This window comes from Streptomyces sp. NA04227 (assembly GCF_013364195.1).
Taxonomy (GTDB): Bacteria; Actinomycetota; Actinomycetes; order Streptomycetales; family Streptomycetaceae; genus Streptomyces.
The window spans coordinates 6,599,015-6,617,541 of record NZ_CP054918.1 but is presented as its reverse complement, the minus strand read 5'-3'; the positions used below and the strand labels follow the sequence as shown (position 1 = coordinate 6,617,541).

At 70.8% G+C, this 18,527-nt stretch carries 11 protein-coding genes and 1 pseudogene; 8 read left to right on the top strand and 4 right to left on the bottom strand.

All coding sequences use genetic code 11. The features are described 5' to 3' along the window. Window positions 1-43 precede the first annotated feature (43 nt). The 8 genes from HUT18_RS28060 to HUT18_RS28025 all read left to right on the top strand — a co-directional run bounded on the left by HUT18_RS28060 (window position 44) and on the right by HUT18_RS28025 (window position 9,680). On the top strand, window positions 44-976 hold the full coding sequence (locus tag HUT18_RS28060) for a VOC family protein (protein WP_176103318.1): 933 nt from the start codon (window positions 44-46) through the stop codon (window positions 974-976). A gap of 120 nt (window positions 977-1,096) precedes the next feature. Next, window positions 1,097-2,320, top strand: a complete 1,224-nt coding sequence (locus tag HUT18_RS28055) for a DUF1116 domain-containing protein (RefSeq protein WP_176103317.1) — start codon at window positions 1,097-1,099, stop codon at window positions 2,318-2,320. Window positions 2,321-2,354: 34 nt separating this feature from the next. Next, window positions 2,355-3,653, top strand: a complete 1,299-nt coding sequence (locus tag HUT18_RS28050) for an amidase (protein ID WP_176103316.1) — start codon at window positions 2,355-2,357, stop codon at window positions 3,651-3,653. Next, the gene (locus HUT18_RS28045) at window positions 3,647-5,650 is read left to right on the top strand and encodes an acetoacetate--CoA ligase (RefSeq protein WP_176103315.1); all 2,004 of its coding nucleotides are present in this window, start codon (window positions 3,647-3,649) and stop codon (window positions 5,648-5,650) included. The genes HUT18_RS28050 and HUT18_RS28045 overlap by 7 nt, the downstream gene beginning before the upstream one ends. Next, window positions 5,640-6,500: an enoyl-CoA hydratase/isomerase family protein gene (locus tag HUT18_RS28040; RefSeq protein ID WP_176103314.1), complete on the top strand. Its 861-nt coding sequence runs from the start codon at window positions 5,640-5,642 to the stop codon at window positions 6,498-6,500. The genes HUT18_RS28045 and HUT18_RS28040 overlap by 11 nt, the downstream gene beginning before the upstream one ends. Before the next feature lie 192 nt (window positions 6,501-6,692). After that, window positions 6,693-7,463: a cyclase family protein gene (locus tag HUT18_RS28035; protein WP_176103313.1), complete on the top strand. Its 771-nt coding sequence runs from the start codon at window positions 6,693-6,695 to the stop codon at window positions 7,461-7,463. Between the two features lies 1 nt (window position 7,464). Further along, the gene (locus tag HUT18_RS28030) at window positions 7,465-7,857 is read left to right on the top strand and encodes a RidA family protein (protein WP_176103312.1); all 393 of its coding nucleotides are present in this window, start codon (window positions 7,465-7,467) and stop codon (window positions 7,855-7,857) included. 593 nt (window positions 7,858-8,450) lie between these two features. Then, a complete protein-coding gene (locus HUT18_RS28025) occupies window positions 8,451-9,680 on the top strand; it encodes a nitrate/nitrite transporter (protein ID WP_176103311.1) in 1,230 nt (409 codons plus the stop codon). Between the two features lie 258 nt (window positions 9,681-9,938). Here the strand turns inward: HUT18_RS28025 and HUT18_RS28020 are convergent, their stop codons facing one another. From HUT18_RS28020 to HUT18_RS28005, 4 genes and pseudogenes are all read right to left on the bottom strand, one after another. Then, on the bottom strand, window positions 9,939-11,213 hold the full coding sequence (locus tag HUT18_RS28020; RefSeq protein WP_176103310.1) for a TIGR02679 family protein: 1,275 nt from the start codon (window positions 11,211-11,213) through the stop codon (window positions 9,939-9,941). After that, entirely contained in the window at window positions 11,210-15,364 is a 4,155-nt protein-coding gene (locus tag HUT18_RS28015; protein WP_176103309.1) for a TIGR02680 family protein, read from the bottom strand. Before HUT18_RS28015 ends, HUT18_RS28020 begins: the two co-directional genes overlap by 4 nt. Continuing rightward, window positions 15,361-16,706: pseudogene (locus tag HUT18_RS28010) on the bottom strand (TIGR02678 family protein). Before HUT18_RS28010 ends, HUT18_RS28015 begins: the two are co-directional and overlap by 4 nt. After that, window positions 16,703-18,256, bottom strand: coding sequence for a TIGR02677 family protein (locus HUT18_RS28005; protein ID WP_176103307.1), 1,554 nt, complete (start codon window positions 18,254-18,256; stop codon window positions 16,703-16,705). The pseudogene HUT18_RS28010 and the gene HUT18_RS28005 overlap by 4 nt, the downstream one beginning before the upstream one ends. Window positions 18,257-18,527 lie beyond the last annotated feature (271 nt).

Sequence of the window (18,527 nt, the reverse complement as noted above, 5' to 3'; positions counted from 1 at the left end):
CGGACCGACCAGCAGGACCGGCCGGCAAGAAAGCGAGAGTCACATGTCCATTCCCACCCCTCATCCGATCACGAGTGTGCGCTCGGTGGCGATAGCCGTCGAGGACCTGCCGGTCGCGCGCGCCTTCTACCGCGACCTGTGGCAACTGGACCTGGTCACCGAGGAGCAGGGCAGGAGCTATTTCGGGTCCGGATGCCCGAGCAACTACATCGTCAAGCTGCGCCAGAACGACGTCGCCGGCATCGAACTCACCACCTTCGACGTCCAGGACCGGGCAGGCGTGGACCTGTTGTTCGAACGCGTGGTCCGCAGCGGTACCAAGATCATCCGCGAGCCGGGTGAACGCCCGGAGTTCGGCGGCGGCTACTCGTGCGCCTTCTTCGACTGCGACGGCCGGGCGATCGAACTCGCCACCGAGGTCGAGCAGCGCGCCCACCGCCCGGTCGAGCGCGGCGAGTCGAGGCCCAAGTACATCAGCCACGTCGTCTTCAACACCAACGACGTGAACCGGGCGGTCTCCTGGTACGGCGAGGTCCTCGGCTTCAAGATCTCGGACTGGCTGCAGAACTTCTTCTGCTTCATGCGCACCGGAGGCTGGCACCACATCGTGGCGTTCGCCCAGTCCAGGCACACCAGTCTCAACCACGTCTCCTTCGAGCTCAACGGAGTCGACGAGTTCATGCGCGGCACGGGACGGCTGAAGCGGGCGGGTCTCGAGCCGCTGTGGGGCCCGGGGCGGCACGGCGCCGGCGACAACACCTACTCGTACTACCAGGAACCGTCGAGCGGCTTCGTCATGGAGATCACGACGGAGCTGATCCAGATCGACGAGGAGCACGGCTGGACGCCCAAGGTCTGGGGCACCACCCCCGAAGAGCAGGACCAGTGGGGTACCGCCAACGCCTTCGACGAGCTGGTACTCGCGAAACTGACGCCCGCGAGCGACCCCGTCCTGTGGACACCGCCGCGCGTCTGACGGCGCGTTGCCCATGTCCCGTCCGGCCCCGGTGACGTACTCCCGGGGCCGGGCGAACCCACGGACCCCTCGGCCGGGCCGAGAGGTTCCGCCACCAGAGACAGGCAGGTATCAGCAGGTATGAGTGACATGGACGGCTGGACACGACTCGCCACGGCTCCGGCCGTGGCGAGGAGAGTACGGCGCGCGGGCGATGTGACCGACGCCGTCGGCCCCCGGCGCTTTCTGCACGCGGGACCCCCGCTGGGGCAGGACGACCTCGTCGGCCCGATGCGCGGTGCCGTCCTCGGAGCACTGGTCCTGGAAGGCGAGGCCGGGGACCTGCGGGAGGCGGCGGAACTGCTCGACTCCGGTGAGGTGACCCTGGCGCCCTGTCACTCCGCGGGCGCGGTGGGCGCCATGGCCGGGGTCGTCTCGCCCCGGATGCCCGTCGTCGAGGTCGAAGGAGCCGACGGCAAAACGGCGTTCGCCCCGCTCAACGAGGGCCTCGGCGAAGCACTGCGCTTCGGCGCGAGTGGCCCCCGGGTCCTTGACCGCCTGCGGTGGATGGGCGAGGTGCTCGCCCCCGTGCTCGACGACGCCCTGGCCGCCGTGGACGGGATCGATGTCGCCGCGGCCCAGGCGGAGGGCCTGCGCCGCGGCGACGAGTGCCACAACCGCAACGTCGCCAGTACGGCGGCGCTGGTGGCCAGGCTCGCCCCGGCCGTCGTACGGGTCGCCCCCGACACCGAAACCGCCGCCGCCGTCCTGGAGTTCCTCTCCGGCAACCCCCACAGCTTCCTGTCCTTCTCCATGGCGGCCGGGAAGGTGATCGGCGACGCCGCGCACGCCGCGGGCGGCGCTCCCGGACTGGTCACCGCCGTCTGCGCGAACGGCCGTCGGATGGGCCTGCGGGTGACCGGCGTCGACGGCTGGATCACCGCGCCCGCGCCCTTGGGACAACCCAAGCTGTTCTCCGGCTTCACCGCCGAGGACGCCTGCCCCGCGATGGGCGACTCCTTCATGACGGAGACCATCGGACTCGGCGCCTTCGCACTGACCGCGGCGCCCGCCATCAGCTCCTTCATCGGCGGCACCCACGAGGAGGCCGTCGCCCTCGTCGGCGCGATGCGGCAGATCTGCCGCGGCACCAGCGAGCGGTTCCTCCTGCCCGCCGACGGATTCGCCGGTACGCCGGTGGGCATCGACGTCCATCTGGTGTGCCGGACCGGTATCGCCCCGGTGCTCAACAACGGCTTCGCACACCGGGATCCGGGCATCGGCCAGGTCGGCGCGGGCCTGACCCGGCTGCCGATGCGGCCGTTCCTCGCGGCACGGGACGCTCTCGCGGAGGACGGCCGGTGACCGCGACGCCCGCCGCGCACCCTCGGGGTGGCCGATGAGACAGGACGCAGCCGGGCACGACGCCACGGCGCTGGCCGCGGCGGTACGGGCCGGGACACGGTCGGCGCAGGAGCTGTGCCGAGCCTCGCTTGCCGCCGCGCTCGACGCCGACGGCGTGTTCTGGGAGGTCGACCGGGCGGCGCTGGAGAGCGCGCGCGACATCGACCGGCGTGCGGCGCGCGGCGAACCGCTGGGGCCGCTGGCCGGTGTACCTGTCGCGGTGAAGGACAGTTTCGACGTTGCCGGACTGGCGACAACGGTGGGACTGCGTACGCCGGTTCGAGTGGCCGACGCGGACTCGGCGGTGGTCGCGCGACTGCGCGCGGCCGACGCCGTCGTCATCGGCAAGACGGCGATGGACCAGTTGGCCTGGAGCATGACAGGACAGGCCCCAAGAAGACCGCCGTGCCCCAACCCCGCCGTGCCCGGCGCGCTGCCCGGAGGCTCCTCCGGTGGTTCGGCGGCCGCCGTCGCGGCCGGGATCGTCCCGCTGGCGATCGGCGGCGACACCGCCGGATCGGTGCGGGTGCCCGCCGCCTGGTGCCAGGTGGTGGGCATGAAGTTCTCGCACGGCAGCGTGGCACTCGACGGCTGCGCGCCACTGGCCCCGTCGATGGACTGCGCCGGGGTGTTCGCCACATCGGTCCGCGACTGCGGGCTGGCGGCCGAAGTGCTCGGGGTTCCCGGGGTTCCCGGGGTTCTCGGGGGGAGCGGACGGGAGCACACCGCGGCGCACCTGCGGATCGGGGTTCCGTCCGGCCTGGAGGCCGACGGCCCCATGGATCCCCGGGTCGCCGACGCGTTCCGGGCCGCCCTCGAACGCATCGCGGACCTCGGGCACAGCGTCGCCGAGGTCGGGTTCGAGCTGCGTCCGCGAGGGATGGGCCGCGTCCTCGTCCACGAGCTCGCCGCGCAGTGGGCGGGCCGCGTCGAGCCCGACGAGCCGGACGTGCGGTCCGCGCTCGGCACCGGTACGCGTATGGAAAGCGGCGCCGTCGAGCAGGCCCGGGAGGCAGTGGCGTTGGCGGCTCAGCGCACGGCGGCCGCGTACGCCGGGGTCGACGTCGTCGTACTCCCCACCGCACCGGTCCCGCCGCCGCCCACCACCGAGCCCGCCGCGGTCGTCGACGCCTCGCGTTTCACCCGCGCCGCCGGGGCCTACGGCTGGCCGGCGATCTCCGTACCGCTCTGGCCCGAAAGCCCGCCCGTCGCGCTTCAGTTGATCGCGCCTCACGGAAAGGACCACCAGCTCATGGACCACGCCGAGCAACTGTGGAGGGCACTCGCATGCTGAACGCCCCCGCCGACAGCACCCGGCCGGTGCTGTGGACGCCTTCCGAACAGTGGATCGCCGCCGGCGAACTCACCCGTTTCCAGGACTGGTTGGCCCACGAACGGGGGCTCGCCTTCGACGGCTACGACGAACTCTGGCGCTGGTCGGTCGAGAACACCGAAGGGTTCTGGAGGGCGGTCTGGGACTACTTCGAGGTACGGGCCGACGGGGATCCCACCACGGTGCTCACCGGCACCATGCCCGGCGCCCGCTGGTTTCCCGACGTGGCGCTCAACTACGCCGAGCGGATACTCGTCGGACGCGACCCCGAGCGGGTGGCGCTCGTACACGCCTCCGAGTCGCAGGCACCGGTGGAGGTCACCTGGGCGGAGCTCACCGACCGCGTGACGCGCGCCCGCGCCGGACTCGTGGCCGCCGGGGTGGGCCCCGGCGACCGGGTCGCGGCCTACCTCCCCAACACACCGGAGGCGGTGGTCGCACTCCTCGCCACGACGAGCCTCGGCGCCGTCTGGTCGGTGATCGCCCCCGAGACGGGGGCGGCGAGCGCGCTGGACCGCTTCCGGCAGATCGAACCCTCCGTGCTGATCACCGTGGACGGATACCGTTACGCCGGGCGCGAGTTCGACCGCCTGGACCAGGTACGCGAGATCGTGGCCGGCCTCCCGACGCTCACCAAGGTCGTCGTGGCCGACCGGTTGCGCCCCGGCAGGCCACTCACCGCACTGACGAACGCGGTCATCTGGGACGACTTCTGCGCCGACCGGGCACCTCTGGAGTTCGCACGGGTCCCCTTCGACCACCCGCTGTGGATCCTCTACTCCTCCGGCACCACCGGGGCGCCCAAGCCGATCGTGCACGGGCACGGCGGGATCGTCCTCGAACACCTGAAGAAGCTGCACTTCCACGTCGACGCGCGGCGTGACGACCGCATCCTGTGGTTCACCAGTACGGGCTGGATGATGTGGAACTTCCTCGTCGGCGGCCTGCTCACCGACGCGGCGGTCGTGCTCTACGACGGCAGCCCGCGCCACCCGGACACCGCGGCGATGTGGGACGTGGTGGAGGCGACACGGACCACCTGCTTCGGCACCAGCGCGGGCTTCCTCACCGCGTGCCGCGCCGACGGGGTGCGGCCGCGCGAGGGCAGGGACCTCGGGCGCCTGCGCGCGGTCGGCTCGACGGGCTCGCCGCTCACACCGGAGGTCTTCGACTGGGTGTACGACGAACTCGGCCCGGACCTCTGGCTGTTCTCGTCCAGTGGTGGCACCGATGTGTGCACCTCCTTCATCGGCGGCGTGCCCACGCTGCCGGTCGTACAGGGCGAGTTGCAGCGCCGCTCGCTCGGTGCGCCCATCGCCGCCTGGGACGACGAGGGACGGCCGCTGACCGGCGAGGTGGGGGAACTGGTGCTCACGGCGCCGATGCCCTCGATGCCGGTGAAGTTCTGGGGCGACACCGACGGCAGCCGCTACCGCGACGCCTACTTCGGCCACTACCGCGTCGAACCGCCGGTGTGGCGCCACGGGGACTGGATCGAGATCACCCCGCAAGGAGGGGTGGTGATCTACGGCCGTTCGGACTCGACGATCAACCGGGGCGGCATCCGGATGGGCACCAGCGAGATCTACCGCTCCGTCCTCACCCTGGACGCGGTGGTCGACGCCCTGGCCCTGGACATCGTCGAACCCGACGCCTCCTCACGCCTCGAACTGTTCGTCGTCCTGGCCGCCGGTCACGAACTCGACGGGGAACTCGAACGTGCGCTGGCCGCCCGGCTGCGCACGGACTGCTCCCCGCGCCACGTCCCGGACGCCGTCCACCGCATCGACGAGGTGCCCCGCACCCGCTCCGGCAAGCCCCTGGAGGTCCCGATGAAACGGCTCCTGATGGGCGCCGAGCTGGAGCGCGTCGTGGACCGCGATGCCGTGGTCAACCCGCAGGCGCTGGAACCCTTCCGGCGGCTCGCGCGGCAGCGGGCGGACGCACGTGCCCGCTGAGCCGGGTGCGAGCCCGGCCGTCCGCGTCGAGGAGGCGGAACCGGGCATCGCTCTCGTGACCCTGGACCGTCCCGCCCGGCGCAACGCACTCGACGCCCACACCCTCGGCGAACTGAGCCGTGTCTTCGCGGAGTTGGATGCCCGCGCCGCGGTGCTGACCGGAAGCGGGCCCTCGTTCTGCGCGGGCTACGACCTGCACAGCGTCGCAGGCCCCGACTTCGACCGGCTCGCCGAGCCCCTGATCGCCCATCCCGCCCATGCGGTGTTCGACGTAATGGAGAACTGTGCGTTCCCGGTCGTCGCCGCGATCGACGGTGCCGCCCTCGGCGGCGGTCTTGAACTGGCGTGCAGTTGCGACGCCCGAGTCGCCACCCGCGGCGCGGTGTTCGGCATCCCGGCCGGTGCTCTCGGCCTCGTGTACTCCGACACCGGGCTGCGCCGCTTCGCCTCGGTCTGGGGCGGCGCGCTGACCCGCGAGATGCTGCTGTTCGGCCGACGCGTGGACGCGCAACGGGCCTGGCAGACCGGCGTCGTCGCGGAACTCGCCGACGACGGGGCCCAGGTCGAGGTCGCGCTGCGGCTCGCCCGGCGCGCCGCCCGGCTCGCGCCTCTGGCGACCGCCGCCAACAAGCGGATCGTCGGCGGCGTCCTTGCCCCGGCGTCCCCGCCCCCGTCGCTCGACGCCGCCGGCCTGCGCCGGGCCTGCTTCGGCCCGGACGGGGAGCTGCGTGCCGGCGTCGAAGCCTTCCTGCGCGGCGGCGCGGGCGTACACCCCTTGCCCGAGCGACAGCCGGAGCAGCCGGGCGAGACCCGCGCCCACTCCGCACCCTCGCGGCACACAAAGCCCTGACCACCGCGAACGCGCCCTGGCGGCGCGCTCGGTGAGCAGCGGATCCGGGCCGGTTTCCCGCCGGAAGAGAAGTCGTCATCGCCATTGACGCGGCATCCCGGCGCACTTATCGTCTCGGACACGGTATCCAGCAAGCTGATTCGATATCCATTTAGTGGACATCGAGCTCTTCACGGAAAGTGAGGCAGTCCCTTGGCCAAGCGCATCGTCGACCTCTCGATGACCGTCGACACCGACCCGACTCTCGAGGGCAAGGGGGTCACGCTCGTGCCCCACTCCGAGGGCGCCAAGTGGAACAAGGACAACTACGACATCGACCCCCAGGACTGGCCCACCCCCGGCGAGGCCTACGCCATCTGCAACCTGGAGATCACCGACCACACGGGCACGCACATGGACGCCCCGTGGCACTTCGGTCCGCGCAACGCGGACGGCACGAAGCCGAAGACGATCGAGGAGTGGCCGCTGGAGCGCTGCATCGGCGACGGCGTCATCATCGACATCCAGGACTGCGAGGACGGCGAGGAGGTCTCGCTCGAGAAGCTCAAGCGCAAGTTCCGCGAGATCGACTACACGCTCAAGCCGGGCGACATCGTTCTGTCGAAGACCGGCAACGACAAGTTCTTCGGCACCGAGGAGTACATGACCCGGGGCGGCGGCATGGGCCGCGAAGCCCTGGAGTGGATGCTCGACCAGGGCGTCACCACCGTCGGCACCGACGCGTGGAGCTACGACCGCCCGTACGCCGCCTGGGCCGCGGACTACCACAAGCACGGCCACGACCCGAAGTTCCTCTGGCCCTGCCACCTGCTGGGGCTGGAGAAGGAATACGTCCACATGGAGAAGATGGCCAACCTCGACAAGCTGCCGCCGCACGGCTTCCAGGTGATCGCCATGCCCCTGAAGATCGCGGGCGGCACCGCCGGACCGGTCCGGGCCATCGCGATCATCGACGAGGACTGACGTGGCAGCCGACCTCGACCTGGTGACCGAAGTGCCCGGAGTCCTCTCGGGGACGGCCTGGCACTGGGCAGGCACGGTGGACCAACTCGTCTTCACCTCCGGCCAGATCGGCTGGGACGAGCAGGGTGAGGTCGTGGGCGCGGATGATCCCGTCGCCCAGACCGAGCAGGCGTTCGCCAATCTCGCCCGCACCCTCGAAGCGGCCGGCAGCTCGATGGACCGGATCGTCAAGATCACGGGATTCATCGCCCGGCCCGACGCCCTGGAGGAGATCCGGTCGGTCCGTGACCGCTGGCTCCCGACCCGGCCCCCCTCGACGTTCGTGTTCGTCACCGGGCTCGTACAGCCGGAACTGATCGTCGAGTTCGAAGCCATCGCGGTGAAGAAGGGGTAACCCTCCCCCGGCCGGGTGCCTCCCCGAGAACGACGGCGGGGGAGGCACCCGGTGCCGCAGCTCGCGCGGTGTCCGCGGCGCCTGTTCCCGCACCCTGTCGGCGGTGGTGGCAGTGCTGGTGCTGGTACTGCGCCGCCTTACGTGCTGTCGGTGATGCCCCGTGCGTACACCGGCCCCGCATCACACCGGGACCGTGCCCGCCGAGCACCGCATCACCCGCCGCCACGCGCCGCCGGACACCCCACCGCCAGGCCGTATCCCCCGCGCTCGCCGAACTCCCCGTAGTGCGCACGCTTTTCGTACCCAACCGCGCCTCGCACTCTCCGCGCTCCCCACGCGACGACCTGGCGCTCGCGGCCCTTTGGCCCCGGCGCCCGGACTGCCGTTCCCCTCACCGCACCACACACGCGGTCACCTCGTACGGGGCGGCGGCACACCGCCCTCCCCCACGGCCCGGCAGTCCCGCTTTCCTCTCCCCCGTTCCCCTCTCCCCCTCTCCTCTCAGGGTTTCCTCTCCCCTCCCACCTCAGCGTCGGACGGGCGGGCCCCACCGCTCTCCCGGGACACCGCCCTTCGAGAAGGGACATTCACCCATGTCCGATGACATCTACGCTCAACGCTGGCGCATGCTGGCTCTCCTCGTGGCCGGGTATCTGGGCCTCACCCTCAACTGGTTCAACATCACGGCGGCGTTCACGCCCATCAGCGATGGTCTCGGGGCGTCCTTCACGCAGTTGGCCTTCCTGATCGCGCTCTTCCTGATCGGCTACGGCGTGGTGCACATTCCCGCCGGTCTGCTCGCGACGCGGCTCGGCCTCAAGCGCACGCTCGTCCTCGGCCTCGCCCTGGAGGGCGTCGGCGGGATGCTCTCGGGAATCGCCGTTGGCTACCCGGACCTGGCCGTCTACCGGGTGATCGCCGGAATCGGCGGATCGATCTTCCTCTCGGTGTCCGTGGGCGCGGTCAGCGTGTGGTTCCGCAACCACGAGATCAATTTCGCGCTGGGAGTCACCGGTGGTGCGGCGTTCAGCGTCGGGGCCGCGCTCGGTCTCTACGGCTGCGTCGCCCTCGGTGACGCCCTGGGCTGGCGGATGATGCTGGGCGTCTGCGGGGCGTTCACCCTCGCCGTCGCCGCCGCCTGCGCCCTCTGGTTCCGGACGCCGCCGGACGTCGGCGGCCTCGCCGGGGCGGAGATCACCCGCGCCGGTCTCGCCAAGGCGCTGGGGGACCGGCAGTTGTGGATCTACGGCGGAGCCATGGTCGGTGTCTACGGCGCGTACATCACCGCCTCCCAGTTGCTCGGCGAGTACGCGATCGACGAACACGGCTTCAGTGAGAGTCAAGGGGGGCTGCTGGGCGCCGTGTTCGCACTGGCAGGAGTACCGGGCAGCCTTCTCGGCGGGTACGTCGCGGACCGGCTCAAGAACTACCGGATGATCATGGTCATACCGTTCCTGGCGATGAGCGCCGCCCTGTTCCTGGTCCCCGTCCGCTCGGTTCCCCTGCTGTGGTTCCTGGCCGCGCTGATCGGATTCCTGTTCCTCTTCAGCTTCCCCGCGTGGCTGTGCGTCCCCGTCGACGTCTCCCGTATCGACGCGGAGCACATCGGCACAGCCATCGGGCTGATGCTCACCCTCGCGGCCGTCGGCGGCTTCCTCCTCCCCGTGATCTTCGGCAAGGTCGTGCCCGCCGCGGGCTACGGTGCGGGCTGGGCCGCCCTCGGCGCCCTGTCCCTGCTCACCGCCCTGATCGGTCTCTTCGGCCGCCCGGGACCGGTGGCCGAGGACACGGGCGAAGCCGCACCGGCAACCGAAGCCGCCTGAGGGCGTGCCGGTGGGGCTCAACTCCTGGGCCCCACCGGCAGGCTGGTCAGGTCGGTGCTGATGCTTCCGCGAACAGTGGGGCCAGCAAATCCTCGGGTCAGCGGCCCTTCTCGGCAGGCTCAAGGATCGCCACGCACTCCACATGATGCGTCATAGGAAAAGACGTCACTAGGTGAGGGACCTGCTATATCGGCTGGTCAACACCATTTTGGGGCTCTCCTGGAGGCCCCTTCGGATGCCCGGAGTGTCTAACGAGCGTCACGATCTGCCACAGTGGCTTCCCTCGTGAATCGCTTCGGCCAGGTCTGCCAAGAGCACGTCAGTCACTAGTTCCTCGACCACGGCGGTGCCGTGGTCGGTCATGGCGCAGGTCAGTTCGGGGTCCCAGGGAGCCTCGGTGAGGCGGCCTGGCGGGGGGCCGTGCGGCGTGCGGGCGACGGCGGCGCGGTAGTCCGCTGCTGTCATACGCCAGGGGCGGGCAGGCGTCTTGTCCAGGAGATACGCGGCGATGCGGATGCCTTCGCCGTCGAAGTCGCCGTGATAGCGGAGGCTGGCGCCCTGATCCGCGAGAAGGCGGAGGAGGTGGATGGCCGCGCTGTTGGGCCAGCCGGAGGTGCACACGAGCGGCGGACAGTCCGGGCCGAAGCGGCGTACGGCGAGGGCCAGGATGCTGGGGTTTTCAACGGCGTGGACGACGGGTGCGGGATCGGAGGCGAGGGTGAACTCTCCCGGGGCCCGCAGTTGGGCGAGGGTCAGGCTGGCGGCCTGACCGGCCTCGGCACAAACGCGGGCCACACGGGACAGTGGGCCGCCACCGGCCGGACGCAGGCCGCCGACGAGAACGGTGGCCGACAGGTCGTCGTCGGCGACACCTGCCCGGGCCCACAGGGCGCGCCGGGCCGCCGCGGACTCCGGTGCAGCGGTGTCGTGGAGGGTCGCTAGAGCGCGGAGGACGAGGGTGGACAGGCGGGTACCGTCGTCGAGTGCGTGGGCGTCGCCTTTCAGGACCCGGGCAGCGAAGACGGGCAGGGGCTCAGCCTGAGCCGGGAGTTCCCCGAGCACGGTCAGCGCGTCCGCGAGCAGGGTTCGGGTCAGCTGCGGTGAGCCACCGACCAGACCGGTGGCTCGGCATGACGCGGTCCAGTCGGCGAGCGCGGGCTGGGCCCGCACAGTGGCGTGACCGTCCAACCATGTCCACAGCTCCGCACGTTCGTCCTCCTTGCGGCGCCGTTCGCCTGCACGGTCATCGAGTGGGCCGACGAGTTCGGTGACGGTTTCACGCACCGTACAGCCGGACAGTTCCGTGACAGCCTCTTCCAAGCGGGCCAGCGAGACGGAGGGGCGAGGGTCCGGCAGGCGGTCCAGACCCAGAAGGTCGGCGAGGGCCTCGCGCTGAGCCTCGTCGAGCGGTCCGAGGCGCACCCGATTGACGGGGCGGCCGGAAGAGAGACGGCTGTGGACCGTGTGCCAGAGCGGGCGGAGTTCGGGGCGGCGCAGGGTGCGTTCGCCCGGGGCGGGTTCCGTGTGGGTCATCCCACCTCCAGGTCGGTGCCGTTCCAGACGAAGCGAGCGCTGGTGACAGCGTCGTCGTCCCCGCCGGTGAGGAGTTGGTGGACGGCGATGCCGGGCAGTTCGCCGTAGGTGCACCATTCATGGTCGGAGGTGATCACGAGATCAAGGTCGAGTGTGGTGAGCAGGGCGAAGACCTGTCCGCGGTTGACCGCGTCGACACCGACGAAGACCTCGTCGAGCAGGATGGGCCGGGGTGCCAGGGGCACGGCCTCGTAGTGGGCGGCGACGGCGGCGAACAGCGGCAGGTGCAGTGCGATGGCCTTCTCTCCGCCGGAGAGTGCGCCGTGCAGCTTCTTGGTCAGCGGCTGCCAGCCGGTTCCGTTCGCCCGGTCGAGGCGGACGGTGAAGCGGTGCCAGGCGGTGTAGTCGAGCACCTCGCCGAGTTGCTCCTCCCAGCTCGCGGCCGTGTCACTGCCCTTGGCCTCCTCGATACGGGCGCGGAAGAAGGCGTGCAGGGCTTCCCGGTCGGTCTCGTCGACCCGGCCGGGGTCCTTGAGCAGGAGTTGACGGGCGGTGCGGGTGCCGTCCGGGAGATCCGGACGGACGTCCCAGACAAGCTGGACGGCGACGTTGGAGGCGGTACGGACCCGCTCGAGGTGTCTGTTCATGCGGTCGACGAGTTCGCCTGCCTGGCGGATGCGGGCCGCGAGGTGACGGCGGATGTCACCGGTCAGGATCTGGTCGAAAAGACGCCGCTCGGCGGTGGTGATGTCGTCACGGCTGCGGTCGCGCTCCTGAGTGAGCGTGGTGAGCATGCCCGCCGCCCCCACGCGCACGCCGTCCAGGGTGGCGGTGAACAGCTGGATGTCGTCGTCGGGCTCCAGGTCCAGGTCGGCACGGGCGCCAAGTCTCTGACGGGCCTCGTGGACCGCTTCGGAGAGACGAGTCGCCGCGTCGCCCAGATTGCGAGGGGCGTGCGGGATGCCGGGCCACTCCGCCGCTGTGGCCCGGGCGGCCTCCAGGGTGGCTTTGGCGCCGTCACCGGCGTCGAGTTCCGGTGCGATGCCGGCGTCCTCGGCCAGCCCGACCAGGCACAGATGCCGGAACCGGTGAGCCGCGGCGTCCCGGGTTCCGACGGCCTGTTCCCGCCGTTCGGCGTCCTGACCACTGGTGGCCCGGAGTCCTCCGATGCGGCCTTCCAGGCGCAGCAGGAGATCGGCCGCCCTGCGGGCCTCCTCACGACAGCGCCGCAGTTCGGCGCGTGCCTCGGCGACACGCGCGACGATCTGCCGGTAGTCCTCACCGACGGTCGCCTCCACCGCCTCAAGACGGGCCTTCAGACCCGCTGCCTCCGCTTCGGTGGCAGCCGCCGCCTCGGACTGTTCCTCGGCGGTCCGGAGCGATCGGTCTGCCAGCGCGGTCAGTTGGCGGGCCTTGTCGGCAGCGACGGTCGCGGTAAGGCATGCGTCCACCCAGCTGTCGGCCGTATCCCGGAAATTGTCGACGTCGACGGAGAGTTCACGCAACCGGTCCCGGTCGGTGGGCAGTCCGTGTTCGGCAGCCCGGCGGCTGAGCGTGCGCAGGGCGCCCGCCACGTCGGTCTCACACCGGGCCAGGTGCGCGGCCGCGTCACGCACGGCGTCGTCCCGGGCAGCCGCCTTCGCCTCGGCTCGGTCCCAGTCGCGTCGGCGGGCGTCGAGGTCCCTGTGGTCGGGTCGAGCAACACGGTCGGCGTCCAGCAGGACACGACGGGCGTCGAGGCCTCTCAGTCGGTCGTCGACCACGGCGAGGGAAGCGTTCACCTGGCCGATGTGCTCAGTCAGTTCACTGATCCTGCGCTGCCGGGCCCGCTGCCGGGCCGGCGCACCGATGTACGCGGGTTCCGGCTTGCTCCAAGTCCCGGTGGCCAGCGCGAGACGCCAGGCGCCGTCGGCCGAGACGGCCGCGGAGTGACCGCCGGGCAGCGCCACGCCGTATGCGACACCGGCGAGGATGCGGGTCACGGTGTCGGCCGGAACGGGGATGTCTTCCTCGGGCGTCAGCACGTCCAGGAGACTGGGCCCCTGGGCTGTCAGAGCCAGGGCGGCCTCGGCGCGGGTGTCGTGCCCTGGCAGGGTGATCCCGTCGTAGGGGCTGACCCAGGCGTCCAGGAGGCCCGATGCCTCCAGCGCCGCTTCCACCGCGGCCTGAACAGGGAGCGGGACATCTTCACGGAAGGCGACCAGCCGCCACAGCGGTGCTCCCGCCGTCGCCGTGCGGACGGTGGTGCGGGTGGGCGGAGGCGGTGGCGGGAGGTCTGTCTCGCCGCTGAGCCGTCGTACCTCCTCCTCAAGTCGGTTCCGCTCGTCCCGCAGTCCCTGACGCGCGGCTCGGGCGGTGGCCTCGACCGTTGCGATCTCCTGTTCCAGCGGGCGTGCGGCGGCTTCGACGAGGGCCCTCACGTCGGCTTCCGCCGCCGCTCTGGCCGCTAGTTCCCCAGGGTCGGCGATACGCAGTTCCGTGCAGCCCTCGGCCCAGGCGAGGAGCCGTTCCGCCTGCGTGGCAAGGGCCTGGTCCCAGGCGCCGGACGCCTCGTCCCGACGGGCGATCGCCTCCGCGAGCCGGGTACGGGCCTCGTCCAACAGATCCTCGCCGGCGCCCCGGTCGCGTACCGCAAGGTCGTGGGCGTCGATCGCCTCGGTGATGAGGGTGACCTGCTGTCGTCGGGCGGTGACCGCGCCCCGGAGAAGCCGACGGGCCTGTCGGGCCCCGTGCTCGCCCACCGTTCGTCTCATGCCTTCGGAGGGACGGCCTCCCTCCTCACGAACCGTGCCGTCGGAGAGCGTCACCGTGGGATCCGCGTCGAGTATCGCCTTCACCTCGTGGTGGATGGATTCCATACCCGCCGCCCGAGCCGACCGACGTGTTTCCTCTCCCGCTTCACGCGCGTGCTCGTCGAGTGCGCGGGCCCGACCCGCCGCCTCGTCCGAGTGCCTCCTGTCCTTCTCCGCCCCGACCTGAGCGGTCTGGGCGGTTGCGTGCTGTCGCCCGGCGGCGGCTACCGCGTCTTCCGTGCGGCGGCGGAGCCGGTCGAGTTCCTCGCCCTGCTTGTACGTGCCGCTCTCACGCAGCCCTTCGACGGTCTCTTCCAGGGCGTGTGCCTGCAGCTCCTGTTCTTCGCGCCGGGCCTGGGCCGACTCACGCTCCGTCAGCGCCTGTGCGAGTTCCTCGGCGCTCTGCCGGGCGGCACGGGTGAGGTCGTCCATCTCGGTGGTCGCCGAGATCAGAGCGGCCGAGCCGGCCCGCAGAACCCGTCGAGCGTAGGCGCGCTGCCGGGATGCGACGGTCTCGGCTGCCGTCACCTCCTCGCCCAGCCGCTTGAGGTGTTCGCGCTGACGGTCCAGTCGTTCGAACCCCTCGGCGAGTTCGGCGATCTCTCCCTCGCCCAGCGGGGGCAGAGCTCGTGACAGCAAAGTGGACAGCAGGGACGGGTCGAGCCGTTCGGACAGTTTGGGCTGGCGCAGCTGGAGCAGGGCGGACAACAGCGACTCATAACGCTGCTCACCCATGCCTGCGAAGAGTTCACGCCGGACAGCGGTGCGATAGTCAGTGGCCGAGGCGTGTACATCGCCGCGGTCGCGCAGGGCTTCGACGAGGGCAGCACGGGTCAGGGGCTGATTCGACTCGTTGACGAGGAGCACACCGTCGGTGTGGGCGATCCTGGAGCCGGTGGTGAAGTAATCAGCGTGCACCCCGCTGGTGTGCACGCTCGCCTGCAGGCGTGCACCGCAGCCGAACCATCGTTCGGTGCCGTCGTCGCCGACGCGGTGGAACTCCATCCACACGTATCCGACGCGGGTCTTGCCGGAGGTGCCTTCGCCGAGCAGGTTCCAGTGCATGGTTCGTTCCGAACCGCCGAACGTGGAGAGGCGGTTGGGCCGGAGGCTGGCGTCGAAGAGGAAGGGGAGCAGAAGCTCCAGGGCCTTGGACTTGCCCGAGCCGTTCTGGCCGCGCAGCAGCAGGCGCCCCTGGTGGAAGGTGAAGGTCTCGTCGTAGTAGCGCCAGACGTTGAGGATGCCCGCGCGGTGCGGCTGCCACCGGTTGCGGGCGGCGTCCGCCTCTTGCCTCGGCGGCCCGGCCGATTCGGCCGCCTCCTCCGGCCGTCGCGGGAGGGGAAGCTCTGTCACACTCACTGCTTGTCTCCTTCTACGACACCGCCACCGGAAGCCGTGGTGCCAGCCATCTCGTGCGGACTCACGCCCGATTCCGTTCCGACCGATCCTCCGGATCCGAACTCGTGGTCTCTGTCAGGCGGTAGCGGTACGCAGCCGGGCACGCGACGACACGGTCCCCTGCTCGGCGGGCGAGGCCGGCGTCGCGCAGTACGCGTACGGCGTCCTCGGACAGCCGGGCCGCGCCGTCCTCGGACTGGTACGCCTTGGCCCAGCGCGGGAAGCGGAGCAGCAGGTCCGCTCCGGCCTCGGTGAGCTGCTCGGGCAGCATTCCGGCAGGCGCGGCGCACAGCGGCTCCAGAAGGAGTAGCGCGGCAACCCGGGCAGTGGACGTGTCGTCGGGAAAGCGGACATCGGTGGCGAGCCCGTCCAGGTCCACGAGCAGGAAGCCTTCGGCTCGTTCCTCCAAGAGGAAGCCGGCCTGCTCGACCGAACGGCGCAGGATCTGGCGTCCGGTCAGGGAGGTGACGTATGCCAGCTCGTCGTCGGCGAGGTCCGCCCGGTACAGCACGGGGTCGTCGAAGAGCCTGCGCAGTACAGAGTGACGCAGCCTCAGGTTGCGTTGTGCATCCGTGGTGGCGGTCTCGCTGTGTGCCTCGTCGGCCGCCCCATCGAAGACTGCGCCGCCGTAGCGGCGCTCCCGCACAAGGCCCATGAGGAGTCCCTCGAACCGCGCCGGCACCTCGTCCGGTGGTACGGCGAGTCGGGAGGCGCCGACGGGTGCGGCGGGCAGCCGCATCAGCAAAGTGGTGTCCACGCGGTAGAGGACCTTTGCCTCCGCGGACTCGACGTACGTCTCGGTCGTGCCGTCCACCGCGCGCAGTACGTCGTACGACTCCAGCAGCTTCAGGACATCGACGAATGCCATTCGCTCCGGCTTGTTGACCGGGTCGAACGCGGCCAGTGCCCGATCGGCCGCCGTGGCCTGCACGACGCGATCGGCGAGCATGCCGATGGTTGTCATCGGCATCGACAGCAACTCGGCCGCGGTCACGCACAGCAGAACGTAGCGTCGGCGGTCGAACGGGGCCCGGGCGGAACGGACCCTGCGGGCCGGTCGGGAGGCGTCCGGGTTCGCGCGGACTTTGGTGAGGCGGGCGTACCCGCGGCGAGGCTCCACGACCAGGCTCCAGCCACACGTGTAATCGAACCACTGGGCCAGCGGCTCATGACGGCGTCGTACCAGTTCGAAGCCGGCCGGCTCGGCAGCCACGGTCAGTAGGGGGCGGGCCAGGAGGAGGCGGATGGCTCGCGCGATCTCCTCCCGTTCCGCAACGGCCAGTTGGTTGGCCAGCGTGCTCATCCCGCCGCCTCCTGCCACGCGGCGCGGCCGGCCGGGAGGACGTTCGCTCCGCCCGCCGCGGTGATGTGGACGACGTAGTCCGGACCGGTCAGTGAACCCTTCGCGGTGTGCAGTACGGCGGTGCGCTCATCGGGAGGCGGCATGAGCACGATCTCCACCCGGCCGTCTCCCGTCGTGGCACGCCGCCGGCCGGCCGCGTCCGGCCGAGCGGACAGAGCCCGGCCCAGCAGGTCGAGCAGGCGGTCGAAGACAGCGGGATCCATCGCGCCGAAGGAGGACAGGCGCACGGGTCCTTCCGTCTCCAGTTCCTGCCAGCCGCGCACGAGTTCCGCTCGCTCCGCTCGGGCCCGCTCGGCGCGCTCCGCCCTGACGGCCGCGACATCCCGCACCTTGGCCGTACGGGTGAAGCGCTCCGTCCGTCCGCTGGTCCGCAGCAGAGCCGACACCTCCACCGGCGGGGCTTCGGACCAGGAAAGGGACGACGGAATCAACTCCGGGTCGGGGTGGGCGAGGTGAGCGTGGCGGGCAGGGCCGAGGCCGAAGGCGGTCGACCACAGCCGGTGCAGGTCCTCTTCAGCGGGAGCCGCCGCGAACCAGCGCGCCAGTTCCCGGAAGTCCTGCACAGCGCTGGAGGAGCGGCGCCGCGACTCGTTGATCCGTTCCAGAACCTGCAGGAGGGAGACGATGGCCCGCCGGGCGATGTCGTGCAGCTGCTCGATCCGGGGCCGCGCCCCTTCGTCCGGAAGGAACCACGCCCGCAGACCCGCCCAGCGCGCCCGCCTGCTCTCCAGCCAGCCGGCCGCGGGATCCTCACCAGCCACCGGCGGCAGCTCGGCGCCGCGCAGGGCTCGCTCTCGCAGCACGGCGGTCCCCCGCTCCTCCACCCGGGCCACGGCGGCGGCGACCATCCCCCCACGCCGGTCGAGGTTGACCAAGAACTCCTGCAGATAGGCAACGGTGGCGGCCTTGACCTCACGGAAAACTTCCAGATCCGCGCCCTCTGCGCGCAGGAGCCGCTGCAGTTCGCCGTTGAAGGCCTTGGTGTTCTCCACCAAGGCCTCCAGATGCCCCTCCAGCTCCCGCAGCGTGCTGAAAATCTTGCGGTCGGCCGAGGCGGGTTCGTCGGACAGCAGGCACAGCTCGTCCAGTCTGTCGGCGATCGCCTCCAGCACGGCCGTCTGCAGCGCACCCGTGGAGGCAAGAACCTCAAGCGCGTGCCGAACTCCGGCGAGAGCGGCCTCACCCCGTCGAGTCAGCGAGTACTGCAGGTTGCGCCGCTCGTATTCCTCGGCCGTGCGGTAGTTCTCCGCGTGGTTGTGCACCACGTCCAGGAGCTCCCACTGCACGAGCTTCCTGAGCGCCTCATGCAGTTCCTCGTCCTCGGCCGCCGCCGCCCAGCCCACCCCGCGCAGCCGACCGCGCACCTCGTCGAGCCCCAGTGCCGTCTCCAGGTGCTCACCGGCCACCCCGAAGGCGTCCAGTACGGCCCCGTACAGATCGGACCTCTCCACCGTGGCGAATCGGAACATCTCCGGTGGAACTCTGTGCATGTCTGTGGGCCCCTCCCCTACCGCCTCGGCGGCATCCAGTTCTCCACCGTAAAGCTCGGCATCACCATTCAGGGCGAGTTCGCCGACAACGCGCACGCACAAGACTGCAGATCAGGTTGTGCCACGCCTGCACCTGCTCCACTCACTGCTCAAGGAGTCCGGCGAGCCGGACGTCCGCTGATCACGAGGGTGCACCAAGCGCTGCCGCTTGCAGCTCTGACGGCTACTCAGGACGAGCGCCGTTTGAGCGTCAGGAATTCCGAGCGGCGTA